Origin of the sequence: Undibacterium sp. TJN19 (assembly GCF_049339485.1) — a bacterium.
GTDB lineage: Bacteria > Pseudomonadota > Gammaproteobacteria > Burkholderiales > Burkholderiaceae_D > Undibacterium.
Map to the genome: position 1 here is coordinate 1302400 of NZ_JBMPPL010000001.1, position 26341 is coordinate 1328740.

28 protein-coding genes and 1 pseudogene are annotated in these 26341 nt (G+C 49.4%); 14 read left to right on the forward strand and 15 right to left on the reverse strand.

The window, feature by feature from the left end:
* Window positions 1-6: 6 nt before the first annotated feature.
* The 5 genes and pseudogenes from dndE to ACO0LH_RS05920 all read right to left on the reverse strand — a co-directional run.
* Window positions 7-375 carry a DNA sulfur modification protein DndE gene (gene dndE / locus ACO0LH_RS05900; protein ID WP_422940111.1) on the reverse strand — a complete coding sequence of 123 codons (369 nt, stop codon included), beginning with the start codon at window positions 373-375 and terminating at the stop codon, window positions 7-9.
* Entirely contained in the window at window positions 372-2357 is a 1986-nt protein-coding gene (gene dndD, locus ACO0LH_RS05905) for a DNA sulfur modification protein DndD (protein ID WP_422940112.1), read from the reverse strand. Before dndD ends, dndE begins: the two co-directional genes overlap by 4 nt.
* Window positions 2358-2365: 8 nt before the next feature.
* Window positions 2366-3841: a DNA phosphorothioation system sulfurtransferase DndC gene (gene dndC / locus ACO0LH_RS05910; RefSeq protein WP_422940113.1), complete on the reverse strand. Its 1476-nt coding sequence runs from the start codon at window positions 3839-3841 to the stop codon at window positions 2366-2368.
* Window positions 3838-4959 carry a DNA sulfur modification protein DndB gene (dndB, locus tag ACO0LH_RS05915; RefSeq protein WP_422940114.1) on the reverse strand — a complete coding sequence of 374 codons (1122 nt, stop codon included), beginning with the start codon at window positions 4957-4959 and terminating at the stop codon, window positions 3838-3840. The genes dndC and dndB overlap by 4 nt, the downstream gene beginning before the upstream one ends.
* 99 nt (window positions 4960-5058) lie before the next feature.
* A pseudogene (locus ACO0LH_RS05920) lies at window positions 5059-5282 on the reverse strand (GntR family transcriptional regulator); the annotation flags it as partial.
* A 230-nt stretch (window positions 5283-5512) separates the two neighbouring features.
* Here ACO0LH_RS05920 and ACO0LH_RS05925 point away from each other — a divergent pair.
* A complete protein-coding gene (locus ACO0LH_RS05925; RefSeq protein WP_422940115.1) occupies window positions 5513-5758 on the forward strand; it encodes a hypothetical protein in 246 nt (81 codons plus the stop codon).
* A gap of 313 nt (window positions 5759-6071) precedes the next feature.
* Here ACO0LH_RS05925 and ACO0LH_RS05930 read toward each other — a convergent pair whose 3' ends face one another.
* Together ACO0LH_RS05930 and ACO0LH_RS05935 are read right to left on the reverse strand one after the other, a co-directional pair.
* Window positions 6072-6749 (reverse strand): class I SAM-dependent methyltransferase, encoded by a 678-nt coding sequence (locus ACO0LH_RS05930; RefSeq protein WP_422940116.1) that lies wholly within the window; start codon window positions 6747-6749, stop codon window positions 6072-6074.
* A 349-nt stretch (window positions 6750-7098) separates the two neighbouring features.
* Window positions 7099-7518, reverse strand: coding sequence for a DCC1-like thiol-disulfide oxidoreductase family protein (locus ACO0LH_RS05935; RefSeq protein WP_422940117.1), 420 nt, complete (start codon window positions 7516-7518; stop codon window positions 7099-7101).
* 221 nt (window positions 7519-7739) lie between these two features.
* Here ACO0LH_RS05935 and ACO0LH_RS05940 point away from each other — a divergent pair, with 221 nt between their 5' ends.
* The gene (locus ACO0LH_RS05940) at window positions 7740-8018 is read left to right on the forward strand and encodes a hypothetical protein (protein ID WP_422940571.1); all 279 of its coding nucleotides are present in this window, start codon (window positions 7740-7742) and stop codon (window positions 8016-8018) included.
* A gap of 67 nt (window positions 8019-8085) precedes the next feature.
* On the opposite strand, the gene ACO0LH_RS05945 is transcribed toward ACO0LH_RS05940, so the two are convergent.
* The 3 genes from ACO0LH_RS05945 to ACO0LH_RS05955 form a co-directional block, all read right to left on the reverse strand.
* Window positions 8086-8337 (reverse strand): hypothetical protein, encoded by a 252-nt coding sequence (locus tag ACO0LH_RS05945; protein ID WP_422940118.1) that lies wholly within the window; start codon window positions 8335-8337, stop codon window positions 8086-8088.
* Between the two features lie 102 nt (window positions 8338-8439).
* On the reverse strand, window positions 8440-9603 hold the full coding sequence (locus ACO0LH_RS05950; RefSeq protein ID WP_422940119.1) for an NADH:flavin oxidoreductase: 1164 nt from the start codon (window positions 9601-9603) through the stop codon (window positions 8440-8442).
* Between the two features lies 1 nt (window position 9604).
* Window positions 9605-10000: a RidA family protein gene (locus tag ACO0LH_RS05955; RefSeq protein ID WP_422940120.1), complete on the reverse strand. Its 396-nt coding sequence runs from the start codon at window positions 9998-10000 to the stop codon at window positions 9605-9607.
* Between the two features lie 167 nt (window positions 10001-10167).
* Here ACO0LH_RS05955 and ACO0LH_RS05960 point away from each other — a divergent pair, with 167 nt between their 5' ends.
* The gene (locus ACO0LH_RS05960) at window positions 10168-11088 is read left to right on the forward strand and encodes a LysR substrate-binding domain-containing protein (RefSeq protein WP_422940121.1); all 921 of its coding nucleotides are present in this window, start codon (window positions 10168-10170) and stop codon (window positions 11086-11088) included.
* A gap of 68 nt (window positions 11089-11156) precedes the next feature.
* On the opposite strand, the gene ACO0LH_RS05965 is transcribed toward ACO0LH_RS05960, so the two are convergent.
* The gene (locus ACO0LH_RS05965; protein WP_422940122.1) at window positions 11157-11453 is read right to left on the reverse strand and encodes a hypothetical protein; all 297 of its coding nucleotides are present in this window, start codon (window positions 11451-11453) and stop codon (window positions 11157-11159) included.
* Window positions 11454-11520: 67 nt separating this feature from the next.
* On the reverse strand, window positions 11521-11781 hold the full coding sequence (locus tag ACO0LH_RS05970) for a hypothetical protein (RefSeq protein ID WP_422940123.1): 261 nt from the start codon (window positions 11779-11781) through the stop codon (window positions 11521-11523).
* Between the two features lie 170 nt (window positions 11782-11951).
* Between ACO0LH_RS05970 and ACO0LH_RS05975 the strand changes: the two genes are divergently transcribed.
* From ACO0LH_RS05975 to ACO0LH_RS06015, 9 genes are all read left to right on the forward strand, one after another.
* Complete coding sequence (locus ACO0LH_RS05975; protein ID WP_422940124.1) at window positions 11952-12368, forward strand: DUF6130 family protein; 417 nt, start codon at window positions 11952-11954, stop codon at window positions 12366-12368.
* Window positions 12369-12663: 295 nt separating this feature from the next.
* On the forward strand, window positions 12664-15558 hold the full coding sequence (locus ACO0LH_RS05980; RefSeq protein ID WP_422940125.1) for an FAD-dependent oxidoreductase: 2895 nt from the start codon (window positions 12664-12666) through the stop codon (window positions 15556-15558).
* 38 nt (window positions 15559-15596) lie between these two features.
* Entirely contained in the window at window positions 15597-16343 is a 747-nt protein-coding gene (locus ACO0LH_RS05985; RefSeq protein WP_422940126.1) for a hypothetical protein, read from the forward strand.
* Between the two features lie 61 nt (window positions 16344-16404).
* Entirely contained in the window at window positions 16405-16563 is a 159-nt protein-coding gene (locus ACO0LH_RS05990) for a polyprenyl synthetase family protein (RefSeq protein ID WP_422940127.1), read from the forward strand.
* Window positions 16564-16773: 210 nt separating this feature from the next.
* Window positions 16774-16920 carry a hypothetical protein gene (locus ACO0LH_RS05995; protein WP_422940128.1) on the forward strand — a complete coding sequence of 49 codons (147 nt, stop codon included), beginning with the start codon at window positions 16774-16776 and terminating at the stop codon, window positions 16918-16920.
* A 155-nt stretch (window positions 16921-17075) separates the two neighbouring features.
* Complete coding sequence (locus ACO0LH_RS06000; protein WP_422940129.1) at window positions 17076-17936, forward strand: DUF6920 family protein; 861 nt, start codon at window positions 17076-17078, stop codon at window positions 17934-17936.
* A 201-nt stretch (window positions 17937-18137) separates the two neighbouring features.
* Window positions 18138-18692: a lipocalin family protein gene (locus tag ACO0LH_RS06005; protein WP_422940130.1), complete on the forward strand. Its 555-nt coding sequence runs from the start codon at window positions 18138-18140 to the stop codon at window positions 18690-18692.
* Between the two features lie 65 nt (window positions 18693-18757).
* Window positions 18758-20311 carry an FAD-binding domain-containing protein gene (locus tag ACO0LH_RS06010; protein ID WP_422940131.1) on the forward strand — a complete coding sequence of 518 codons (1554 nt, stop codon included), beginning with the start codon at window positions 18758-18760 and terminating at the stop codon, window positions 20309-20311.
* A gap of 19 nt (window positions 20312-20330) precedes the next feature.
* Complete coding sequence (locus ACO0LH_RS06015) at window positions 20331-21704, forward strand: DASH family cryptochrome (RefSeq protein WP_422940572.1); 1374 nt, start codon at window positions 20331-20333, stop codon at window positions 21702-21704.
* Between the two features lie 80 nt (window positions 21705-21784).
* Here the strand turns inward: ACO0LH_RS06015 and ACO0LH_RS06020 are convergent, their stop codons facing one another.
* On the reverse strand, window positions 21785-22927 hold the full coding sequence (locus ACO0LH_RS06020) for an ABC transporter substrate-binding protein (RefSeq protein ID WP_422940132.1): 1143 nt from the start codon (window positions 22925-22927) through the stop codon (window positions 21785-21787).
* A 342-nt stretch (window positions 22928-23269) separates the two neighbouring features.
* Window positions 23270-23902, reverse strand: coding sequence for a TetR family transcriptional regulator (locus tag ACO0LH_RS06025; protein WP_422940133.1), 633 nt, complete (start codon window positions 23900-23902; stop codon window positions 23270-23272).
* Window positions 23903-24062: 160 nt separating this feature from the next.
* Here ACO0LH_RS06025 and ACO0LH_RS06030 point away from each other — a divergent pair, with 160 nt between their 5' ends.
* Both ACO0LH_RS06030 and ACO0LH_RS06035 read left to right on the forward strand, forming a co-directional pair.
* Complete coding sequence (locus tag ACO0LH_RS06030) at window positions 24063-24881, forward strand: inositol monophosphatase family protein (RefSeq protein WP_422940134.1); 819 nt, start codon at window positions 24063-24065, stop codon at window positions 24879-24881.
* Between the two features lie 28 nt (window positions 24882-24909).
* Complete coding sequence (locus ACO0LH_RS06035) at window positions 24910-25536, forward strand: NAD(P)-dependent oxidoreductase (protein ID WP_422940135.1); 627 nt, start codon at window positions 24910-24912, stop codon at window positions 25534-25536.
* 136 nt (window positions 25537-25672) lie between these two features.
* Here ACO0LH_RS06035 and ACO0LH_RS06040 read toward each other — a convergent pair whose 3' ends face one another.
* Entirely contained in the window at window positions 25673-26233 is a 561-nt protein-coding gene (locus ACO0LH_RS06040; protein WP_422940136.1) for a MarR family winged helix-turn-helix transcriptional regulator, read from the reverse strand.
* Window positions 26234-26341: the final 108 nt, after the last annotated feature.

Genomic DNA, 26341 nt, shown 5'->3' on the forward strand with positions numbered 1-26341 from the left:
ATTTTTTTAAAATTTGCCTGCTAGCCCCAAAAGTAAGTCCCTATCATTTCTGCTCGACAAATACGACAGCCCTCTATGTATGTGACTTGCCAAAATTTGACGCAATCCTTCTTCGTTAATTAGTACATTATCGTTGCTAATTCTTAATAATAGCAAGTTCGTATACAACGCCTCGTTACCACCAGTCAATGTTCTCCAATCAATATCAATTCCCCCGCTATAATTGTAATTTTCATTCGGTGGTGAGCTTGGGTTCGCTAGCGACAAGCACAATGCATATCGACACAAGACATTGTAATGTTCAATTCCAGTTTTTCTCTTCAAAGAAATTAACTGATTTTTTCCAGCAGCGCTAATCCTTAGCCTATCAATCATATTGCAACTCCGACCTTTTGGTTCTTGATACGAGCAAAACTACTCCGACTGTCATCATTAAATGCCAGGTCATATTCTTGACTCACATACGGCAAAAGGGCTTCGTATGCGTCTCCATCAACCTCCTCATCAGTTGAAAGAACCATCACTTGATGCGATATTTTTGAAAAGAAATTGCTTATTAAGGATTCGCGATGCTTCTTATCGAGTCGTGCTAAAGGTGTGTCAACAACTACAGGAAATGTTCCCTTACGTTCACGTATGAGCGCACTCAAAACGGCAATTGCTAGGATTTGTCGTTCGCCAGCAGAAAGACGTTCCATCGGCAATGCATGTCCTGTTTTATCTTCAATTGAAACAGCATAAGTCGTAGGATCAACAACAACTTTGGCAATAAATTTACGTTTTCGCAAAAGTCCACTAAACTCAGTAGTTATCATTTCGGACAACCAATTTGCCTTAGAGGCTAACAATCGCTCTCTGAAAAGATTCAATACTTGCTTTGCGCGATTTGCAGCTTGTAGCCCCTTAATTTCCAAAGTGCGCTCAGAAAATTTTTCTCCGACTTGTTGTAGTAAACTATTTACTCGACTCTCTAACAATGCTTGGCTCGCTCTCTCATGATTCAGTTTTTCACTAATCAAATGATATTGGGACTCAAGATTAACTACAGCTTTTGAGCGTGATTGCAATTCCTCAAATATTTCACTCAATTGCGCTTCAGCAGGAACCTCACTCACAGATTTATCTGCTCTTTCAAGTAAATTACTCAATTTCTTAAATGATTTTACTCGGTCATTTACGTCAGCTATAGAGCTATCAAGGCGGGTTTGAATTTCTTCAGGATCTGCACCAGGCAATAATAAAACAGTACTTTGATGTTCATGCTTATATTGATTCAGGTCAGATTTAAGTATCTGACTTAAAGCCTTTTCTTGATCAGGCAGTGCACGTCTTAATACTGAGAGAATTCTTTTATCCCGCTTTTGGAATTCTGCTATTAACAGGGCTGCATTCTGCGCATTACTATCTTGCTCCCACTGGGTTTTGTATTGATCCCAAAGAGGACCTAACCATATCAATGGGAGAAGCGGATCGCTAACAGCATCAACTAAAGCTGCACGAGCTGCTTTATGCTGTTTGTCAGCAGACTCCAAAGAACCTTTTAGTTCAGCAGCCTGCTGATATGCTGCCAAGCCTTGACGTTGTGCACGTGCAGTGAACTTATCCAATTCACTTTGGGCGTGCTCAACAGCATTTTTTAAATCCCCCTGTTGCTGCACTAAGATCGCAATGCGTTTTTCAAGTTCCTCTAGCTGATCTTGAAAATTACTTAGCTGGACACTAGATTCATCATTATCAATCGGAGCATCTTCACTTTTTCTATTTGCACGACGTTCAACTGCTTTAAGATCATTAGACAAAGTATCGATACCACCCAAACCTAAAAACACCTCTGTGGCACGGCGCAACAACTCGGGCAAACGCTCTGGATTGGCCAAAGCTTCAATCTTCTCGCCATCAAACAAAAAGAGATGGACAAGTTCCACCGGAAGAATGCTGTTGATAAAATCGTCCCAAGACTCAGCAAAGTCCAAATCTTTGATGCCATCACTTAAGACTGTAAAATCTTCGATAAGATTCTTACCGCGAAATGTCCATTCGCGCCTGAGTGTTACTGATTGTATTTTGCTACCAATCTCAATATCCAACGTAACCTCAATTACTGAACTACCTATCGCATCTTTTCGCTGAAGACTGACGATCAATTGTTCGTATTCAGAGCGACGAAATGCATTAATTGCTTTATATCCGTATAGGCTTATTTGCAATGCAGTGAGTAATGTTGTTTTGCCACTACCATTTAATGCTTTGATCAATACTACTGGTTTGTTTGTCGCAACATTTAGATTCAGAGTTTGACGCTCACGAAATGGCCCCAGGTTTTCAATGGAGATTTTTGTAAAAGTTATTTTTGCCATATTCGTACTTAATCCGGCAACAAGGAGTCATGCTCATCATCTTCTATCAATGATTCGTTGCGAGGATTATTTAATTTCAATTTTTCAGTTTCAAGTGCAAAATGCAGTGCGTCTTCTTCATTCTTAAAGGAATGAAATTGAAGGACCTGCTCCAATTTGTCTAGATGGATTGAGCGCTTATTTGATTGCTGAGTTTGAAATTGCACTGCCAAAAGCGAGCGTGTCAAGCGATACAATTCCTCTGCGGCCTGCGGGTCTACATCTTGGCTAATTGATTTTAATAGTTCAAGATCTTCACGCTCTAACGGTACTGGTTCAATTTTTTTCCCTGGATAAGTAAGCGAAAAAATTTCCTCATAAACCTTGGGGACTATGTCTTCTATTTCGCCTTTATTTTCTAACCAAATCCGGCGAATTTCATCCAGCTCATCAATCGAAATTAATTCTATTGAACGGTAGTTAGCTACCTTCGCCGCTTCCTGAATTACTTTCTGAGTAGCCAAAAGCTCTCGTAATATTTTCTCTCGATGACTTTGTAAATATGGACCATGTACGAGCCTGCCGTTATTTACTTGCAACCTACCATTCATGCGCCTGAAGTCACGCAAATGCCTATCATCAGTCGATAAATTGACATTACGAAAATCAAGAATAGGTTGCATCCAACGCTTTTGCTCGTCGTTCTGTACCATTGCTTGCATAGACTTGTCTTGCGATACCATTGTGCAGACATAACAACCAAATCTACTATCACCGCAGCTCGGCGTCGATTTATCTACGACGATGGGACATTCTGCATCAGGCGTTGCGCCGCGATATATGCTGAACAACTCTTGATTGTCCACGCCCCAAGGGTTTGGTTCAGTAATGATGTATTCCCATACGTTATCGCTAGACCAGGTTTCAATGGGAAGATAAACCCAGACCCTCGATAATTTTGGATCTTTGTTGCGACTCAATCTATCGCGAGTACTGCCTTCGTAATGATCCATCACTTTGTCACGCGCTTGACTCTCACCGCGTCTTTGTCCAAGTACAAGAATTGCTTCGCCACGATTTTCAGACAAATCATGAATGAATTGTGTAGAAGCACTGATTTTCAAACGGTCCGTACACCACCTAAAACGATTCCGAGGTGCAGGATAACCTTTCCCGATAAGATTGACCCAAAATCGGTTTTCAATTGATGGCTCAAGCCGATGTGCTTCAATGGGCAAGCCCTGTACTTGGGCGGCGCGATTAATACACTCTAGCGAATTGATCACCCACGTTGCTATGACCGGATTTTCTACCAATGTATCAGTGCTAATAACGTGTATATCTTTGCTGCGCTTTTCTTTTGGTAAAGCAGCGACTGCGTTCCAAATAAGCTGCAGTGAAGCAGTGGAATCCTTACCACCGCTATATCCGATAATCCAAGGGATGCTATCCGAAAGATATAACTCTTGAATTTCTTTTGAAATTACTTCAACTGAAGTTATCACTTTTTATTTTTCCTTACTACTTTATTTGGGCTACGTGCCTGCAATGCCTCTTCAGCAATTTGTTCTTCAGGCGTTAGCTTCAAACCTAATACTCGTTTGATTTCGTTTGTGGTCAATACTATATTTTGACCTGATTTTGACATTGAACCGCCTATCATTGCACGACCTTCCCAAGTCAATGCGTTCTTACGTGACCAATCAATTTTCTTTAATTTCGTCAACAATTTGTTCAAATCGGATTTCGGCAATTGATAAATAGTTCTGCCAACCCTACCAAGGGCCTGCAATACGATCGCATGCGAATGAATAAAATCACGCCGCACTTCCCCTGCTGTCATTTTGGATTCGCGCACATAAATCCATTCGGGTATTTGCGCACCAACTACTTCCCAGTACTCATGGCATTTTTGTGTTGCTGCCGTAAAGTCTTCCAGTTCTTTCTCAGGTAATAATTCAATAATTGCGTAGTGCAATGCACTTAAAGTAAATAATTTTCGCGATCGTTCTGACAATGAAGATCGCTCAGTCTCTATCAAATTATTAAATACTTTTGAGGTCAAACTGAGATGACGAGCGACATTTGCAGCAATGCTTCTGTGGTCGTAAAGTATTCCTAACGACGCAGAGGTTTTTACAGCATAACGATTTAAATCAGCAAACATTTGCTGACATCGGTCCAAACCTTTATCCAAGAAAAAAACTACTGCAATGGTTTCATCAGCCAACTCTGGTGCTGTAAGTAGCGCCTGTTCTATTGCTGCCCGCCGATGTTGCCCATCATTAACAATAAATTTTGCATCCATTGAGACTGTCAAAGCTCCCATACGGAAACTTGTCACGTCTTGCGTGCCAACTGGGGTGAACTTTACTTCCCCGTCGATAGAAACGGTAATTGCAGAAAATGTATAACTATCTTTATTTTCGACAATATAACGAGCCATTTCAGGTATGCGCGCTTTATTCAAAGACCGCTGCGCCCTTAGCTCAGGAACAAGCTCTTCGTCATCAAAAGAGAATAACTTTGTCAACAAGCGCATAGGACACATGGAGACATAGTACTCATGCCCCGCCTGTATCCCTCGAATTGCTGGGAAGTTATAAGAGAAATTGCTCGTCATAATGCGCGCGATTTTAACATGTTTGGGTTTTTACATACAAACGTATGTAAACAGGAAATTATAAAATGCAACACTTATAAATTTCTCATTTGCAATACAACGTCTGGCTTCGTCATATGCGCAGGTGATAGTCGCCAGGTCCAAGTCCAGCTGCGCTGCCAACTGGAGTTGCGAAGGAAGACGATGACCCGGTTTCAGCGATCCTTCGGCCATGGCCGCTTGCAAGGCATCTGCAATCTGCAAGAACCGTGGCCCATCGTTCATGGCTAATCGCGGCAACTAGGTTGGCAAATTTTGTCTTGTGTGTTTTTCAACTGAGACAATTTGTCCTCATATATGGAAATTACTTTGAAGTAGTATGTATTAGGACGTGCAGCGACACTATTCTTACATGGAAGTCGTTGAGGTTTTCTGCTCTCATCTGCATTCGGTAAATTACTTACCTTGATGCCTGAGCGAATGGTTTGAACAAAAAAACTGGCTGCTGAAGCAAGGTTTTAAGCTAGTGGCTTTACGATAGTTAGTGTTGTGTAATAACCTGGAAATACTCAAAATGATGGAATGGATTCCTATAGTCCTAGTTACGTTCAAGGCTCTCGTGCTTGGCGTGGGCATGTTCTTCGCCATCAAGTGGCATTACGATCAAGGGAGGAAAGAAAAGGACTACGCGAAGGAGCAGCGCGCGGTGTTACTTGCGAGTGGCAAGGTGGCTACCATCTTCATGCTATCGCTCCTGTGCCTGGGGTTGTTCACCTTTGTCATTGCAAGGAAGTTCGGCTTGGACTTGACCTTCCCATGATGGCAAAGAATAGTCGGCCGATATCTTGTGATGCAGCGGCAATTGCCCGATACGGCTGCTGGGCGTCGCTGGCAGCCGGCTCAGAGTGAATCACCACTAATCTGCAAGACACTCGCTTGCCGTTGAAAATACAGTCAAATATAGATGGCTGCTTGTGGCATCAGCATAGGCTGGTATGAATCCAATGCGGAGAAGCTGGGCTAAGGACTTATCAATTTATATGTGCGTTCAGATAATGTCAGGTCTGTCGCCTGGAACTTTCGAAACCAGTGGATCATCCCGATAGTTAAATACCGGAAGTACATTCACTGAATTATTTATTTTTAACGGCGAAAAATGCAGTGACGCCAACCACCTCAAAATCAAGCACTTGAAAATTCTTTTCCAGGAAATCTTTCAGATCGCGAGCATTGTCATTGCGGTTGTTAAACACGCCTAGATAATTCATCAGCCACATGAATGGCTTTGCAAATAAATTTTTATGTACATCTTCAGATAAGACAGATGTTCCAAACAGCACGCTATTGTCAGTGAGAAGTGGTTGCAGATGGCTGAATGCAATGCCCTTTTCTTTGAAGCTGCCTGGAACGCAATGCATGACATAGTTGATCGCGATGGAGTCAAATTTAGCTATCTTGTGCTGGACGGGCTCCAGCAAATTTTGAATGTATGTTTCCGGCGCATATCTTGAAACCTTGAATTTGGTTTTTGCCAGACACTCACGGCTGAGATCCATCAGCGCAAGCCTCGGCTTGGCAGTATCAAAGACAACCCTGTTTAATAGAAACCCAGTCCCAACACCGACTTCGAGGTGATTGGAAGAGACGTATTTTTTATAATGTGCGTCCAAACGCTGGATAGAGCTGCCCCAGGCATATTTGGAAATCACACCGTACAAGATGAAGTCGTAAAAAAATAGACTCAGCTTATTAAAATATCGCTGCGACCTTTCGACTTTTAAAGTGCTTAAATTCTGGTTGGCAGTTTTCATTATTGCTTTCATGTTGAGGTACGTTCGAATTGTAGCTGTCTATCCAGCACATTACATTGCGTTCGACTGAAGCAGCGGACTTTCTTGTCCTGAATCCATCATTCCAAGCTCAGTCCAAGGCACCAGATCATTTGGAAGTTTGGCACCCGGCCTATCGCTGCGCCACTTGCCATCGCAAGGACCGAATCGATTTTGCGGGTGAGTATCGGCCCTCTCCGACAGACGTGCAATCTTCTGCGGTTGCGCCAGCGCGATGATGATGGAGGTTGGATGGCCAGGGATTCATTTCGTCCTCTTTATAAAGGTCTTTGCAATGAAGGTTTTGTAACCATGATTCTCAATTGAGAGATTATTGCTCTGGCCTGGCAAACTTTAAATTTTCAATGTATTGGATGCCGAGCAGTTTGAGCAGCAGTGTTCGAAATGCCTTGCCTAATGGGTAGAAGATCTTTGCGCCAAGTTTCGAACTAAAGAAATAATAATTAATGCGGTTGAAAATTCCTGAAGGCGTACTCAATGACGTCAGAACATAAATTGCATCTGCACCGTAATAGATGACACCCTTAAATTTAAGGACCATTCCTTGGTCAATATTGAGTCCCATTTTGGTGACTTCATTAAGCAAAGCACTTGGATAGCGCGCATCGACAAGATGCAATTGACCTACGGCTTCTCGAATTCGGATGTGTTTGCAGTAAGTTTTACAAACTGGGCATTCCCCGTCATAAACTAGCCATAGGTCAATATGAGCAACGGTATTATTTTCCATCTCAATTCCCCTTTGAAGAACTAGTTTTGTATCCAATATAATTTCATATTACACCTCAATTAGCTAATTAGCTAATTATTTATAAATATCGATTACGTATTTGAGCCGCTGGCATCCACCCCACGTCGAAGCATCTGCCAAGGACATCGGTGACAATGCCATCAAGGCAGTGATACGCAACGACGAACTGTCAGGCGCGTAGAAGCCTGTACCAAGGCAACATCAAGGTCAGTAGCATCGGTGCCGATTTTGTCGACTGTGCCAATTACCAGGTACTGGAAAACGCCACCACCTTCAAAGGCCTGCTAGGCGAAGGTGGATTTGCACGCCGTGGCGAAGTTGAGCGCGCAAAAGAAAACGTCGTACAAGGCTTCTACCATGCCATACGATGGCTGCGCGAAGAAGCAGAGCGCGGCGTCAGCAAGCCGTGCCTATCGCCATTGCATGACACCAACGGAACTTTGGTACTGTTCATGATCGAGGTGTTGACCTGCAACTGAAGCTAGGGTACTTGCAAGCTTGCGAATAATGCCACCAGGGCACGGTAGCGGGTTAGGGATTCCAGTGCTAGTCGTAGTAACATGAAGCCGCCTGCGGATACTCGATGGCGAATATCCGGGTCTTTTCTGTGCTGAGGTCATTGATGAGTTTGTCGATCAGTACATTGATGAAACCGACGTTGTCGATGTCGCGGCCATCGACCTGGTAGTCGCCGACTTTGCCGCAATCGTTCCAGTCAAAGTCGTAGTAATTGGGATAGGCGATAGCGAAGTCAAGCTGCTGTTGAGGCGTTCGAAGCTGTAGCCGATTTCGACGCATATATCTTCTACACTTGGCCTGTGCCGTGCATGACCAGCTCTGGCGGTATGCCTTTAGGAAAATTATGCGGGGCAGCGCACCGCATAATTTAAAGTGTAAGTCTTACTTTAACTCCTTAAGCGATTTTTTAGACAGAGATTCTATTCTTTGCAAGTACTTATCCTCATTCGCAAGATCCGCAATCGGAAACAGTATCTCGCGGTCAAATTCATCAAGTGCCGCACCATGCAGCACCCGCGCTGGCCAGTCTGCATGGGTCAGCGCGCCGCGGCCGAGTGATATGGCATCGGCCTGGCCGCTTGCTATCAGGTCCGCTGCGCGCATGGGGTCGTGTAGTGATCCATTGGCGATGACGAGTATGCCCGCATGTTGTCTCGCCAGTGCCGCCAGGCTGGGGCCAGTTTCGAAGGCACTTTGCCATGCTTCGAATTCGGTGGTGTGGATGTAGTCGATGGGCAGCTTTGCCAGTGTGCCGAAGATGCGGGCGGCATCGTCTTCTGCATTGCGCCACTTGTGTGTGAAGTCGTTGACCTTGCCCTGGGATATGCGCAGGCTGACTGTGAACTCAGGGCCAACCGCGGTACGGATGGCTTGTGCAACTTCGATGATGAGGCGCAGGCGGCGTTCGATGTCGCCGCCGTAGCGGTCATTGCGCAGGTTGGTCCCTTCTGTGAGGAATTGGTCTAGCAGGTATCCGTTTGCGCCATGGATTTCTACGCCGTCAAAACCTGCATGTTTTGCGCGGGCGGCTGCGTCGGCAAAGCCGCAGATCACTTCTGCGATCTCGTCGTGTGTCATGGTGCGTGGTATTGGGTAGTCACCCTTGCCTCTATAGAATTCCATCTGTTGTCCTTTGGGCCGTATTGCGGAAGGGCCAACCGTGTCATCGCGGTAAACATTGCCCTGCGAGAGCGCACCTGCGTGCATCAGTTGGGCAACTATGCGGGCGCCGCCTTGATGGACGCGGTCAGTCACGGCGGCCCAGGCATCACGCTGGATGTCGTCTGACAGGCCGGGCTGGTTGCGGTAGCCTTGTGAATATGCCTTGTCGGTATAGATGCCCTCGGTGATGATGAGTGCGAAACCGCCCTCGGCAAAAGCGCTGTAATAACGCGCCATGCGCTCTGTCGCACAATCGTCATCGGTTGCGCTGACGCGTGTCATGGGGGCGACCACCAGGCGATTTTTAAGTGCCATGCGGCCTATGGTCAGTTGCTCGAACAGGCAGTCGTGCTGATGGGTGTCATGGGTATTGGTGATACGCATATCAAACCCCACTGTGAGGACGAACAGCGGCAATGGCTTCGATCTCTATCATGGCAGCGGGGTCGTACAATGCCTTGATTTCAGCGATGGTGTCGGCCGGATAAGGTGCAGTGAAAAACTGGCGGCGCAGTTCTACCACTTCGTTGAAGTTGCCCATATCGGTGACAAAGATGGTGACCTTGATGACATCTGCAAGGCTGGCCCCGCCTGCTTCGAGTGCGCGCCTGAGATTGGCAAACGCCTGTTCACCCTGGGTGCGGAAACCGCCAGCGACGATCTTGCCATCATCGTCTGCGCCTGCCTGGCCGGAGACAAACAGCAGGTTGCCGAATTTGATTGCCTGAGAAAGCAGATAGGGTTCGTAGTTGTCTGGTTGGGTAACAATTCGTTCGAGCATGATTGCTCCTTTCGTGAGAGTAAGGGAAGGGTGTCCGGCCTGCCGGGGCCGTAGCGAGAAGATAGTCGTGCGCCCTTGCGTTGACAAACGATAAGTTGTCAGGCATAACATGAGTTATTCTCATCTGTTCTTCTCATCTGTTATCTTTATTTGCATCCATAACTACAATGCGGCGACTGCCTTCCCTCTCAGCATTACGCGCGTTTGAAGCGGCGGCCCGCCATGGCAGTTTCAAGCAGGCTGCTAACGAACTTGCTGTCACGCCGACGGCGATCAGCCATCAGATTCGTCTTCTTGAGGAATACACTGGCCTGTGCCTGTTCGAGCGGCAGGTGCGCAAGGTGGTGTTGACGGACGCCGGGGCGGAGTTGTATCCGGTGTTGCGCGATGGCTTCAATACTTTTGAGACGGCACTGCAAGGTTTGGGAAAGCCGCAGGCGCGCCGCCGTATCGTCATTTCAACCACCAATGCGTTCATGGCACGCTGGCTGGCACCAAGGGTGACGGGCTTTCAACAGTTACACCCTGAAATTGACCTTGAACTGCATGCTTCTGACCAGGCAGTTGACCTTGAGGCTGACGCTGCTGACATAGCGATACGTTATGGTCGGGGGCCATATCCCGGCATGGTGGCGGAACCATTTTTCACCGACTGCTTTGCGCCTGTGGCCAGCCCCCGGCTTGGCTCTATTGGACAGGCAGATCTCAAGCAGCTTTCGCTGATTGATTTCAAATGGACGCACGAACATCCCTTCAACCCGACCTGGAAGAACTGGTTCGCGGCAGCAGGTTTACCGTGGAAGGCAGGTCGCGGCCAGCTTGTTTTTTCAGATGAAGGCCATGCCATCCAGGCGGCACTGGCTGGCCAGGGTATCGCCCTGCTGAGCCTTGAACTGGTGGCGGACGACATCGCGGCGGGGCGACTGGTGCAGCCCTTTGGCCCTACCCTGCCCGGGCATACTTACCACCTCGTCCGCAGTGCTGGCCATATACCGGGGCCGCATGTTGACTTGGCGTTGGCATGGTTGCGCGGTCAGCTGCACGGGCCGGTGAAATCTACCGCGTTGTGCGGCGACTCGGCAGGGTAAGCAAGAGAGTGGCGCCAGATAATTGCAGGCGCCACTCCTTTACATTGCCAAGTCGCGCTATCGCTGCATCAAAAATTATTGGTGAATTGTGCCAACTTTAAAAACGCCCGTTGCCCGGTGATTATTACGTCATCACCGATGTTCAGTTGAATTTGCTGCGGGATCGTCGTTGCAGAAAAATTTAGCGAGCCTTGCTGCATGGTCACATCAAGTCGTTTGATTTCCACACCAGCACCTAAAGTTAAACCTGCCCCCTGTCTTCTCTCCTTTGACAGCATTTGGCAGGCCGATGTGAGTTTGAGGTGACTGACCGTGAAACTTTCCATACTAAGATATGGCTCACAATCTGAAATTTCCAGACTCAAGTCGGCATCAGCTAGCGGCAAACTGCCAGAAATATCAACTGAGTGGACGTTAGAAAACTTCAGGCTTTTATGCCAATGGAAACAGGATGCTGATGATGACAAAAGCCAGCAGCCATTTCTCAAAAATGGAAGCCGGGCGCATCAGGGCGATCAGGCTGGCACCCGGGTTGACCATGTGCCTGAAATACCGCCCTGCGAAGATAATTGCCGTGGTAAACAAACCACCCGTGTACCAGCTCATCTGCATGCTGAACTGGAACATGCTGAATGTCTTTTCTTTTTCGGCACTGAAAGAAATCAGTATGAAGACCAGATTCAGCATGGCCATGATGCCGGCGAACCAGGCATACTCTCGCCAGCTCTCTGCCCATTGGGCGCGCTACAGGCAGCCCAGCGTGCGCTATCAAAAAAATTGTTCATGACAAATCCCTGCTTGAATCTTGATCAACTGCGACGGCATCGGTCGCCGTCCGTGACCATCTGAACAGAATAGAAAATATGAGATTGATCTACCCACCTCTGGCCTGCGCACTTGGCCTGACACTAACCCTGCAAGCCCTGTCTGCACCCACCCTGGCAGAGACACCGCATCTGGTCATCGACTCGCCCACCAACTCGGCTGTACTGGAAGGTGCGGTGATCATTACATTCCATACCGAAAACCTGAGCATAGACCCGGCCTTTGGCCCGGAAGCAAAGAAACGCATTCCTGTTATTGGTCACCTGCATATACCAGTCGATGACAACCAATGGCTGTGGGTGTACACCAGCAAAGAGCCTCTCATCCTCGTTGGCCTAGCGCCAGGGCCGCACAAGGTCAGGCTCGATCTTGCTGACCCCAATCACGTGGTACTTGAAAGCCAGACTGTCAATTTCACGATGGCGGGTGAGATGACATCACAACACAAGCATTGATGCGCAGATATTCAGATGCAAGGACACGCTTTATTGTGCCTGGCTTTGAGTATTGCTTACATCAATTGATTGCGGCTGAATGGCCTCAGACCATCTCTGAGACCATTCGCTGCCGCCTGATGCGTCAAGAATCACAGAATTCCTGCAAACTGACTGCCTCTGTCGGTTATAAAACAACATCGAATCCCCGCACACCTTTACTTGCTACAGTTCAACAAGCCCCGCAGCATATAATGTTTGCTGACTAACAGCGGGCGGCCCTTCCCCCGCTATTCCATCTTTGGGAGAGAGCGCGTTGAAGCCAACTAGAGTATTGATTGCTGGCGCAGGTATCGCTGGTCTAACTGCCGCGCATGAACTGGCTGAACGTGGTTATCTGGTGACGGTGGTGGAAGCGCTGGCTGCGCCGGGTGGCAAGTCGCGCAGTATTCCGGTAGAGGGTTCTGCCACTACTGGTCAGCAGGATCTGCCGGGCGAGCATGGCTTTCGCTTCTTTCCCGGGTTTTACCGGCATATCCCTGACACCATGGCGCGCATACCCTGTATGCTGGCAGATGGTTCTTATGGCAGCGTGGCAGACAACCTGGCGCATACCTCGCGCACGCTGGCGCTGTCAAAGAAAGGGCGCTGGGAAGTGCCCAACCAGTTGCGCTCATCATCACGTGATGCAGCGTCGCTGCTGTCTTTTTTGTACGATCTGTTTGTAGGCAGCGGTGTCGATGTGCCGCGCGAAGACATGCTGCATTATGTGCGCTGCGTGTTTACTATGCTGACCAGTTCTGATGAGCGCCGTTTTGGCGAATTTGAAAACATCTCCGCCTGGGATTATTTCCAGGCACCGTCACGCTCTGAGGCTTACCAGAAATATGTCATCAATGCCGTAACGCGCACCCTGGTGGCTTGCCGCGCAGCAGACATGAGCGCACGTTCCAACGTGGTAGTGGGCATGCAACTGCTCAGCGATATCTACCGCAGTTGTGCCGACCGCGTACTCAATGGCCCGACCAGTGAAGTATGGATAACGCCGTGGGTCACGCACCTGCAACACCTGGGCGTGGAATTTATCCAGGGCGTGTCTGTAGCAAATGTGTTGTGGAATGAAGCAGACAATACTGCACGTGCACTGCAACTCAGTGATGGCACAGAACTGACAGCCGACCATTTCATTCTGGCGCTGCCGCTGGAAGCCTTGCAGGCCATCAGCAATGAAGACATGCTGGCAAGAGCACCCAGCCTCGCCAAGCTCGATGAACTCAAGACTGAGTGGATGAACGGCATCCTGTTTTATCTGGGGCAGGACATAGAACTCAATCACGGGCACACCATATTTCTGGATGCACCGTGGGCACTGACCTCGCTCTGCCAGCAACGCTTCTGGCCACGCGGGCTGGCGCAATATGGCGATGGCACAGTACGCGGCATATTAAGTGTTTGCATCTCTGATTTTGATGCGCCGGGTGACTACATACGCAAACCTGCAAAAGATTGCACACCCGCAGAAATACAGGAAGAAGTCTGGCAGCAAATACTGGCCCACCTTGCACCTGCAGACCGGGCTGAGCTGGAAGCTGCCGTAGTAATCGCCTGCTCCATCGACCCATCACTGCGCTGGACAGCGCATGGCATGCAAAACGATGCGCCGCTCTTTGTCAATACCGCCGGTTCATGGGCAGCGCGGCCTGATGTGGATATAGGCATCAGCAACCTGCTTGTCGCTGGCGATTTTGTGCGCACAGGCACTGATGTGGCGACGATGGAAAGCGCCAATGAATCTGCACGTAAAGCTGTCAACCGCATACTGGCGCAGACTGGCTCCAGCGCCCAGCCTTGCCAGATTTTTGCGATTGAAGAACCGCAAGCACTGACGCCATTGAAAGTCATCGACAGGCTGCGCTTTGAAGCAGGCTTGCCACACCTGCTGGACCTGGTGCCGGTATTTTCAGGTGAGACCATCGCCTGGCTGGGTGGCATGACCAGCCGCGTTGCCGAATATTCTGTCAAGGCTGGCGACATCGTGCGCCAGCTAGGCTGGGACCAGCGCCTGCCAGAATTTGAATCCAAGGCCATGCGCTTTATCAACAATCTCAGCAGGGGCGTGGCACCAGTTTCCAAATGGGCCAGCACTGCGCCTAACTCGAAATCAGGCACAGCAGAAGCACAGGCGAATGCATCCGGCGTCAACACGCTCATCAACGATGTCGTCGGTGCCATCAATGACAAGGCACTGGCCGACGACCTCGACAAATTGCGCACCCGTTTGATCAGCGCGCTTGATCAGACCGACAAGCACTTCAGAGAATACGGCACCAGCCACCAGCGCCACCTCATTGACGGTGTGCTGGCTGATTCACTGTTCCAGTCCGGCAAGCGCCTGCGCGCAAGCTGCGCCCTGCTCTGCTCCATGCTGATGCGGCGCTTCTTGTCAGAAGAAGCGGTGCAAGTCGCCATCATCACCGAATCGATACACGCTGCCACGCTGCTGCACGATGACATCATCGATGAGGCCGACCAGCGCCGCGGCCACCCCACCGCATGGAAAAAATATGGCGTCGGTGCCGGTGTGCTGGCAGGCAACCTGCTGGTATCACGCGCCGTGCGCTCACTGTACCGTATAGGCTATAACGGCCTGGCAGATGATTTGTTTGAAGTCATAGAATCCATGATCGCCGCCGAATCTGACCAGCTATCAGGCCGCCGCAACCTGGAAGCCTGCGAACAAGACTACCTGCGCATCATCGACGGCAAAACCGCCGGCCTGTTCGCCTGGTCCTGCCGCGCCGGCGCCACCGTGGGCGGCTGCAACGCCGCCACGGTCACCGCCACCGCACAATTCGGCCGCCACATGGGCCTGGCCTTCCAGCTCATCGACGACATACTCGACCTGGCACCTGACACCAATGACACCGGCAAAACCCGCTACACCGACCTCAGCACCGGCCTGCTGACCTACCCCTTGCTACTGGCACGTCAACGCGACCCGCAAGGTTTTGATAAACTAGCTGCAAGTGGCTTTGCAAATGCTGTCGAGGTCAGTGCATGGCTGGTCACCAATGAAGCGCTGGAGGATACCCGAGCGGAGGCTGCCAGGCAGATTGCAATGGGGGTCGAGGCTTTGCTACCGGTACGGCATTCTGCGGCGAAGGCGGCCTTGATTGAACTGGCACGGGCTTCGACTAAAAGGCTGCGGTAGAAAGTCAACGATCAATAACTGAGATTATTCTTAAAAATATGCAAACCAAGACATTCGCAAATACCATAAGAAGGATTGTTCCAACTGGCCTGTTCGCTTTGCATAGCCTTTGCATTGCCAATGATGTTGCGCCAACACCTGAAAAAAAAATTCCTTGTACCCTGGAGGTCGTCGCAAGTGGGCGAATTGGATTGATAGAAGTGCCCTTGGAGAGCGGCGCGCCCTTCATTGCAGAGGCTCACCACCGAAATGATAAACTGGTTGACGACAAACTGCAGCCAGGACCTGAGCAGGTGCATAAATTTTACCGTGACAGCATGGGGCGGGTACGTGATGAAACGCTTAACGCCGACGGCAGTGTAGAGCAAGTCGAACTGCGTGATCCGGTAGCTGGAGTTCGTTATTCACTTTATGGGCCTTCTGAAGACGGATTTGTCACGGCTCTAAAAGCAAAATCTGCAAATGAAGAAACGCCGATCCCGGAAGCCGAGCTACCCAAAAATGCAGAAATTTTGTGCCGCTCACTTGGTACTCGTCAATTCGATGGAATCAGCGCAAATGGAGAGTCAGTGCATTTTACGTTGAGAGATCGGGCAAACGATCAGGTGGTCTTGGAAGCCTTCCTTGAAAGCTGGTATGCACCTGCATTGAAAGTTCTCATATTTGGGACAGCGCGCGGTATGAAATTTATTAATTTTTATAAGAAATTGACGCATATAGAAAAAACAGAACCAGCGCCTGCCTTGTTCCAGCCACGAAGCGGCGCGAAAATAAGAAAAATATAGACCAGAAAAACCAAAAAATTACCCCGAACCTTCTCAAAGCAAGTAGATAAAGAGAAGTACGATGCACGCCGCTACCCTGCTGCACGACGACATCGTTGGCGAAGTCGACCAGCGCCGCGGCCACCCCACAGTATGGAAAAATATGGCGTCGATGCCGGTGTACTGGCAGGCAATCTGCTGTGTCACACACCGTGTGCTCACTGTACCGCATAGGTTATAAGGGCCTGGCAGATGATTTGTTTGAAGTCATAGAATCCATGATCGCCGCTGAATCTGACCAGATATCAGGCCGCTGCACCTTGGATGATAAGAATATCCATTTCAGATTTCATGGCATCTTTCAATGCAGTACGGAACTCCGGCGGGCCAGGTTTGGCTTTTTTCAGCGCCAGGGGATGACGCGGTTCAGTAGCAGTTAGGCGTCATAACCGTGGGCGGAGAACTGGTTTCTGGTGCCTTCGCCGTATTGTTTTTCATAGCGGTTGGTGAAGGCTGTGGCAAGTTGTTTGGACGGGTGATTGTCTGGCAGCAGCTCGGGCAGGATGGTCAGGCCTGCGATGACGAAGGCGCTTTCTAAGTCTTTGTCGCCCCAGGCGTATCAAGTCAGGCGAGGTGTCGGATATGAAGAATACCCACACAAACTAAGCTCTCTTATGTTTGATACCCAACAAACAAAGTACGGAGCTTTGCGCATAATCTATTACATCTTTCATCTCGGCCGGCGATTTCCCTATGACTTTAATTGTATGGGTGCTACTTACCATGCTGAGTGTCGCCGTAATGCTCATTGCCCTTGCCGCCTATGGCACGGCGCGTTGGGCGGGTAAGACGCGGGGCTTGTTGGCGCGACTTGAAAGTTTCCGGGTGCCAGCGCCGAGTACAACATTACGATATAACGCACTGGAAATTGAAGATTTGCCTGCCCCGGTTGCCAGGTACTTTCGTACTGTATTGAAGGATGGTCAGCGCATTATCACTGCTGCAAGTGTTGAACATGCCGGCAGCTTTAACCTGAGTGCGACTGATGAAAAGTGGAAGCCTTTTACATCGGCACAGCGGGTCATCACCCGCAGGCCTGGCTTTGTCTGGAATGCACACATTGCGATGGCACCGGGCATAGGTGTATATATACACGACGCTTATTTGAATGGTGAAGGCATACTAGTCCCTGCCATACTTGGCTTGTTCACTATGAAGGGAAACATCAGCGCGCATGACCTCGCTGAGGCTGAGTTCATGCGCTTCTTTGCTGAAGCTGCCTGGTACCCTACCGCCTTGCTCCCTAGCCAGGGTGTGCGTTGGCAAGCTGTCGATGCCAATTCAGCTAGTGCGACGCTTGCCGATGGAACTATCAGCGCGACCATGCTGGTCAATTTTAACCAGGCTGGCCTGATTGAATCAGTGCGCTTTGAGGCGCGCGCAGCCACGGTGGGCAAGATGGTAGTGCCTACGCCATGGGAAGGGCGCTGGTCTGATTATCAACAATGCAATGGCATGCTGGTGCCGCAGAGCGGCGAAGCGGCATGGCTGCATAGTGAGGGACGCAAGCCATATTGGCGCGGCAGCATCACTGCACTGAGGTATGAATTCTAGGCTGATAAGCAGTGTGAAGTAGGTGGAGGGCCATGCCAACTTGGCTGATATCAAGCGCCGTCAGACCTTTTTGATTGAATACCTGATTGACTGTATATTGTCAGGCCGAGTGGCAGGTATGTTTCTCGCTATTTGTCGCCATTTATCGCTAACCCGCAGTCATGCTGATGCAACCGTACATGAAATGATTTGGAGCATGTAATGAAAAAAAGAATTATCACTACGATATTGTTTGCACTAAGCCTGAACGCGAATGCTGTCGATACGTTGCAGGCTGCTGCCAAGCCTGTTGTGACTATCGCCGCCCTGGATGTGCCTCGCTATATGGGTACTTGGTATGAAATCGCGAAGTTTGAAAATCGATTCCAGAAGAAGTGCGTGGGATTCACGTCTGCTACGTATTCTGCATTGCCTGATGATAAGGTGCAGGTTGTGAACCGTTGCCAGGGTAGTAGCGGAGAGGCCATTGAAGCGATTGGCGAGGCGCGCCAGGTGGGTAATTCGAGTTCACCGAAGTTGAAAGTGCGTTTTGCACCGGCGTTTCTGTCTTTCCTGCCTATGGTGTGGGGAGACTATTGGGTCATCGACCTGGACAAGGATTACCAACTGGCTGCTGTCAGCGAGGCCAAGCGCGAGTTCTTGTGGATATTGTCACGTACGAAAAAAGTTGATAAGCAAAAGTACGATGCCCTGGTCACGCGACTCGTGGCGCAGGGCCTTGATGTAAGCAAATTAGTGCTTACTAAACAGGAATAGCATGTTTAGCATGCCGGGTTTTTCACGAGCGGGATAAAATAAAGTGATATTGATATAATCCCTGCATGACATATAGCATCGTTTGGTTCAAACGCGATCTGCGTTTGCATGATCATCTTGCGCTCTGCACTGCGGTCAGTCGTGGGCCAGTGTTGTGTTTGTACGTGGTCGAACCATCCTTTTGGGCGCAGGCTGATGCGGCCAACCAGCATTACCAGTTCTTGCTCGAAAGCCTTCGTGAGCTTTACACTGCTTTACGAAAAAATGGTGGTCAATTACATATACTGACAGGTGAAGTCACTGAAGTATTTGCGCACATTTTTACCCATCAGCCATTCTCGGCTATTTATTCACACGAAGAAACTGGCAACAATGTCACTTACCAGCGCGATAAGGCGCTGGCTCGCTGGTGCCGCACGCAACAAGTGGAATGGCATGAGTTTGCCCAGTTTGGCGTGGTGCGTCGCTTGCAGAACAGGGATGACTGGCAGGCAAGCTGGAACGCGCATAATGACTTGCCTTGTCTGGCGTTGACGCCATTAAGCACCGCAAGTTTTGCACCAATGACACCAGCTATTACACTCCCACGATTGCCGCCTTCAGTACAACAGTTGCATCTGGACCCTTATGACCCACCTGAGCGCCAACACGGTGGGAGGCAAAATGCTTTGATGATACTGGATAGTTTCTTGCGCGAGCGTAGTCATCAGTACCGGGGCGGGATTTCATCGCCCTTATCGGCAACTACTGCTTGCTCGCGCTTGTCACCCTATCTGGCGTTTGGCTGCCTTAGCTTGCGAGAAGTGGTGCACGCAACACGGCAACAACGCATAGAGTTGCCAGTCACGGCTGATCGTCAAAAAAAGGGACTGGATGCCTTTGTCAGTCGCTTGTACTGGCATTGCCACTTTATTCAAAAACTGGAAAGCGAGCCTGAAATCGAATACCGTAATATGCATCGCGGTTATGACGGGCTGCGTGAGCAGGAATGGAATCAGGCGCATTTTGATGCACTCACTTCTGCCCGCACCGGCTGGCCGCTGGTAGATGCGTGTGTGAGCATGTTGCGGCAAACAGGCTGGCTTAATTTTAGAATGCGCGCCATGCTGGTTTCTGTCGCAGCCTATCCTTTGTGGCTGGACTGGCGACCAGTAGGGCATTGGCTTGCGCGACAGTTTTTGGATTATGAACCAGGCATACACTGGAGTCAGATGCAAATGCAATCAGGTACGACAGGGACGAATATACCTCGTATTTATAACCCGATTAAGCAAGCGAGCGATCATGACCCCCATGGCCACTTCGTGCGCCGCTGGTTGCCTGTGATGCGACGCGTCCCTGACACGTGGTTGTTTGAGCCCTGGCGCATGCCGCCTGATGTCCAGGCAGCTTGTGGTGTCAAAGTTGGTATTGATATTCCAGAACCTATTGTAGATTTGGAACTGGCGACCCGTGTTGCCAAGACGCGACTCTTTGATTTGCGCAAGCAAGCGCATATGCAGCCAGAGAATTTGGCCATTTTAGAAAAGCATGGTTCGCGTAGAAAAAGTTCCAGTATGTCGCGCCAACCCACCGCACCTGAAAAACCAGGTAGCACGCAGTTAGAATTGGATTGGTGAAATGAGAACAAGAAATGCAATGAATGGCAATTTACAAAGTCCCCATACGCGAGGCACCATTATTTATTGGTTTCGTAATGACCTGCGTCTCGACGATAACCCTGCTTTAATTGATGCATGCCAGAATGCGGAAAATATTCTGTTTGTCTATTGTCATTCGCCTTCAACTTCACATGCATCGCGCTGGCAGTTACCGCATCCTGGATTACATCGTCAGCGGTTTTTGGCATCCACTTTAGCTGATTTGAGACAGCAGTTAATAACACGCGGGAACCAGCTATTAGAAGTCAGCATGGGTGCTGCGGAATTTCTTCCGCTACTGGCGAGGGAATCCGGTAGCAGCGTGATTTATTGTGAAGAGATTGCGGCACCCTATGAGCAGGATGAAGTGCTTGTATTAAAGGCTGCTGGTTTGACTGTGCACACCCGATGGCAATCCACCTTGATTGACCCGGTAGATTTACCTTTCATGCACTATGCCCTGCCCGATGTATTTACCCAATTCCGCACCATCATAGAACGTGAAGGTGTGCAAGCACCTGCGCCACTGCCAGGACCACAGTCGTTGCCGCCACTGCCGGACAACTACAGCCAGATTGCCAGTAAATGGGCGATTGATACACGCTCTGCTGAGGCGCAGGTACACACTGACATATCAAAAGCGCAGATGGATCAGCGCTCATCGTTCCCCTACTTTTTACCTGAGTTTTCTGGTGGTTCAACTGCTGCTTGTGCCCATGTGGAACGCTATCTCAATCGGAAATTACCGCATACCTACAAGCAGACCCGCAATCAATTATCCGGACTGGATTATTCGACTAAATTTTCTCCCTGGCTGGCATCTGGTGCGATATCTGCACGCCAGATCTTTAGTGCGCTGAAAAAATTTGAAGCTGAACATGGTGCCAATGAAGGCAGTTACTGGATCTGGTTTGAATTATTGTGGCGTGACTATTTTCGTTTATTGCATCTTAAATACGGACACCAGTTATATTTCGCAAAAGGGCTGACCAATTTGCCGATCCCTACGCACGATGCGGGAAAATTTAACGACTGGTGTCTTGCGAGAACGGGTGAGGCGTTTATTGACGCGGCGATGGCTGAGCTTGCTGCGACCGGTTATTTATCTAACCGCATGCGTCAGGTGGTTGCCAGTTATCTCATCCATGAACTGGCTTGCGACTGGCGTGCTGGTGCTGCATGGTTTGAAGCACAACTCATTGATTATGATGTGTACAGCAATCAGGGAAACTGGTTGTATATCGCAGGACGCGGCACTGATCCACGCAATGGCCGGCGTTTCAATATTCAAAAGCAAGCTAACGACTATGATCGCGATGGGTCATATCGACGGCTATGGGGCAAACTTGAAAGTGTAACCAGGGATCAATAAGAACAAGAAAAGCAAGAGCCGCGGCTTAGACGGCGCTTGCTACTGACATCAGGGTTTTACTTCAGGTTTCGTCCTGGATCTCAAGGCCCAACGGCCTTCCAGTTGCCACCCTGTATCGTCAACATCACCCGCGCCTTTTCTTCCAGCCCAAAATGGTCATTCGCTGTGTAATGCAAAACACCCTGCGTGATAGGGATATCGATTTCAGATTCCATGGCGTCTTTCAATGCAGTGCGGAATTCCAGCGTGCCGGGTTTGGCTTTTTTCAGGGCCAAGGGGATGACGCGGTTCAGTAGCAGATAGGCGTCGTAGCCGTGGGCGGCGAACTGGTTTCGGCTGCCTTCGCCATATTGTTTTTCATAGCGACTGGTGAAGGCTGTGGCCAGTTGCTTGGATGGGTGGTTGTCTGGCAGCAGCTCTGGCAGGATGGCGAGGCCTGCGACGACGAAGGCGCCTTCTACGTCTTTGCCGCCCAGGCGTATGAGGTCACGCGAGGCGGCGCCATGAGTCTGGTAGATTTTGCCTTTGTAGCCGCGTTCTGCCAATGCCTTGTGCGGCATGGCTGCACCGCTGCCGGAGGCACCGATGAGGATGGCATCTGGCTTGGTGGCGAGTATCTTCAGGGTTTGTGCGGTGACGGTGGTGTCGGGGCGGTTGAAGCGTTCTGTGGCGACGGATTGCAAGCCTGCCTTGCTGGCAGCAGCGGTGATGGCCTTGAACCAGGCTTCGCCATAGGCATCTGAATAGCCAAGGTAGGCATAGGTTTTGACGCCTTCTTTTTTCATATGGTCAGCCACGGCATTGGCCATGAGCTGGGTGGACTGGGCGACGCGGAAGGTCCATGCGCCTTTGCCTGGGGCCAGCTCAACTGGCGAGGTAGAAATTTGCGGCACCTTGAGTTCTGTCGCGACTTCTGCCAGTGCGACGGAGGCGGGTGTGGCAGTGGAACCGACGATGACATCGACCTTGTCATCAGTAATGAGCCTCCGGGCGTTTTTGCTGGACTGGGTGGCGTCAGATGCGTCGTCGAGAATAATCAGTTTGATCTTTTCACCGCCTATGGTTTCCGGCCACAGACCTATGCCGTTCTTGGTCGGGATGCCCAAGCCAGATGCCGGGCCGGTCAGGGGCAGGCTGACACCTATGGTGATGTCAGCCTGGGCAATGCCTGCGGCGGTGGCTATCAGCAGTGCCAGTAGAGTGGGTTTGAGCTTGAATTGCATTGCGGTCTCCTGAATTATTGTTGGTATTGCAGATGCGGGTAGGGCTTGGTGGTCTATCTCTATTTGGCCTTGTTTGCTGGCTGGGCCTGGGATTTTTGGTCGGTTTTTTTACAACATATTATTGTTATGCAACAGAACAGTTATTCAATATAATAATATTTTGAATGGGATGCAAGCAGGGTTTTAGGTTTTTGGATTGTTGTTGGTGAATAGCGGCGGCTCATGGCACGTGAAGTTTTAGATTGGCCCCTCCTTCAGGCACAGACGATATGGATGGGGGACGCGTTTCTTTAGCAAATTCAATCTGATGTGAATGAATTGAAAACTGTGCCCCAGGTTAATTTAGATGGCAACGAGTGAATAAAGCGAAAGATAGCCTGAAACGGCTGCCAGAATTTTTGCTTCCAGTTTTTCAATATCCCTGTCATCTGCAAATCCTGCACGATCATTGAGTGCCTTCATAATTGCCATGACATCGCCAACAATGGCCGCTACGGGCATGGATTCAGGCACATGCCTGGAGAAGAACTTGAATAGCAGGGATTTTGCCATGGCGGCATTTTCTAAGGGCGCGTTCAGGGCGACCAGCCTTGCCTCTTCAAAATCCAGTCTTTTTGCAAGCGCTGGCCTGGCCATTTGATAGTCGACGGCAGCTTTGATCAGTAGACGAATCCCTTCTTTGAAAGAACTCATCTGGGCTATTGCTTCCATGCAGCTCACCAGACTGGCTGACTCGCGCTCAATCAGGGTGATTGTTATTGAATCTTTGTTTGGGAAATATTGGTAGAGCGAACCGATACTTACCCCGGCACGACTGGCAATGCCATTGGTCGTGTAATTTCCAAAACTATTCTGCTCCAGAATTAAAGCTGCTGCGTCCAAAATCGATTTAACGGTTTCTTTCGCACCTGTCTTGGATGCAAGCTTGCGCGGATTTAATTTTTTATCTTGTTTACTTTTAATTTTTTTGTCCATATCCGCTTTTGCAATGTGAGTTGAAGTTTTCCTTATTTTATAAAATCAATAAATACATATAAAAATCAACCACTTATACAGTTTATTTTTTCTCGTTCATGCGAGTTTTTTATGTGGGCAATGATTCATATAATAAACCTATTCGCACAAGGAGATGAGTATGAAAAAAGAAATTTCAGCGTTCAAAGATGAAACAGTGACAGACGAAACATTACTTCACGCCGTGGTTGAAATTGCACATGATGCCGCAGAAAATTTGCTGCAATTTTTTTCGCCGGACAACCGCCCTAAGGGCAAATCCGATATGTTTGAAGCGGGAAAAAGAAATGAGGAATTGGTCGCAGATCAGGTGACAACTGCCCTTAAGGCACTTCGCCCCAATGCGAAATTTGTTGAAGAGGCGCAGGAAACCGCACCCCTGCCATCAGGTGAATGGTGGGTCGTTGATCACGTTGAAGGTAATGTGAATCATGTACATGGCATGCCGGAATGGGCAATCACTATTGCCTTGATGCGCGATGGACTGGCTGTACTCGCGGTAGTCCGGCAGCCTGTTGGAGACCTGACGTATACAGCAATTCGCGGCAAAGGGGCTTTTCTTAATGGCCGCAGATTGCAAGTCTCCAAAAAAATGGAAATGAACGCGGCACTGGTGGGGACGGGTCAGGCCGAGGGTGGTCAAATTGAAACCTACCGGCGCATAGCAGACTCGATCTTTGCGATGTTACAGCATGCACTTCTTGTTCGCGCCTCGGTTCCATCGACCTTTCCGATGGTATTGGTAGCGGCAGGCCATATGGACGTATTTTGGCAATACCAACCCGTACTTCCTGGTGTTGCACCTGGCATTCTGTTTATAGAAGAAGCTGGCGGGCGTGTTAGCCGTATCGACGGCACAGCCTGGAAAGCCGGAGACAAAGACATTTTGGTATCAGCACCTGGGCTGCATCAGGCGGCCATTGATATTCTGAAAATTTAAGATTTGGTTTAAGATTAAAAGGCTACAAATGAAAATTATTATCCTCGGCGCGTCTGGAGGCACTGGTCGCGAATTAACTAAACAAGCGTTGGCGCGCGGCCATGAAGTCATCGCCATAGTTAGACATATTTCCAGCATGGACGATATGAAATCAGATCAGTTGACCGTAAAGAAGGGCGATGTTTATGACGCCAGCTCAATTGCCCGTATTGTCAGCCCTGATTCTGTTGTCATCTCTGGCCTTGGCGTCAGTGGCAAGGACAAAAAGAGCAAGACCGATGTGCTGACAACGGGAGCACGTGCTGTGGTATCGGCAAACCCAAAACGGATTGTATGGCTTGGAGCTTATGGCAGCGGGCCTTCAGCCCGGGCTGCGGGATGGGTAACAAGAACAATTCTTTCTCTCATGGGTGACAGGCTCAAAGACAAGGTGAATGCAGATGCGCATATCTTGCACGCGGACGGCAGTGTCTTTCATGCTGGCATACTCTCCAACAATGCCATGAGTGAGAACCCGCATGTGGTTGAGCTAAAAAATGCCCCCTCCAGTTTTTTTCCACCAAGCATCAGTCGTGCCGATGTGGCGCATCTCATGCTTGATGAAGCTGAAACACCGCGGTTTTCTGGTGCAATTGCCTTGCCTTTGAAGGGCTAAATTAAAGGCTAAACTTCGCAACTGCCCGCATCTGAGATCGGCTTCGTCTGCATTTTTGACAGGCATTTTTCAGCATGCGGGTGACGTGAGCGAGTATGAAGAAGAGAGTCCTGTCTTTCTAAACGTCAGCCATTTTTTAAGAATCAACAACTGGGCCAGAGTCCGGCTCACGACATAGCTTGCCCAACAAGGCGCGCAACTGCTGCCTTTCCTTCAGCGTCAAGTGCTGACTAACCCGGTCATCATGTTCTTTCACAACCTGCTTGTATTTTTCCAGCTGCTTCTGGCCATCTTTGGTCAGGTGCAGGTTGTAGGCTCTGCGGTCGCCAGCGTCCTGGCGTTCCAGCAAACCGGCCTGTTCAAAATTATCGATAATGGCGACCACGCCTGAGCGGGCGATACCCATGACTTCTGCCAGGCGGGTTTGTGAGATGCCGGGGTTGTTGCTGATGATCACCAGCGATGAGAAGCGTTGTGGCGTGATGTCAAAGGCCCCCAGGCTGGCGGTGAAATCTGCATAGATGGATAGCTGGGCGCGGCGCACGGCATAGCCGGTGAGCTCTTCAAGAATGTCATAGTCTATGCCTTCTATGCGGGCATTGAAGATAGGGGCTTGCGCCTGGCTGGCCTGGCGCCTGGGCAAGGATGCATTAAGCCTAGCTGGCGCTTTGGGTGTGGCTGTTTTTTGTGTGGGCATGGTCAGGCACTATGTATGGATTTGTTTTTTGAAATATTGTACATGCTGGGCTATGTTTAATTAAGCAAACTGCACTAAAACTATATTGCCAAAATACAAGGGACAGGC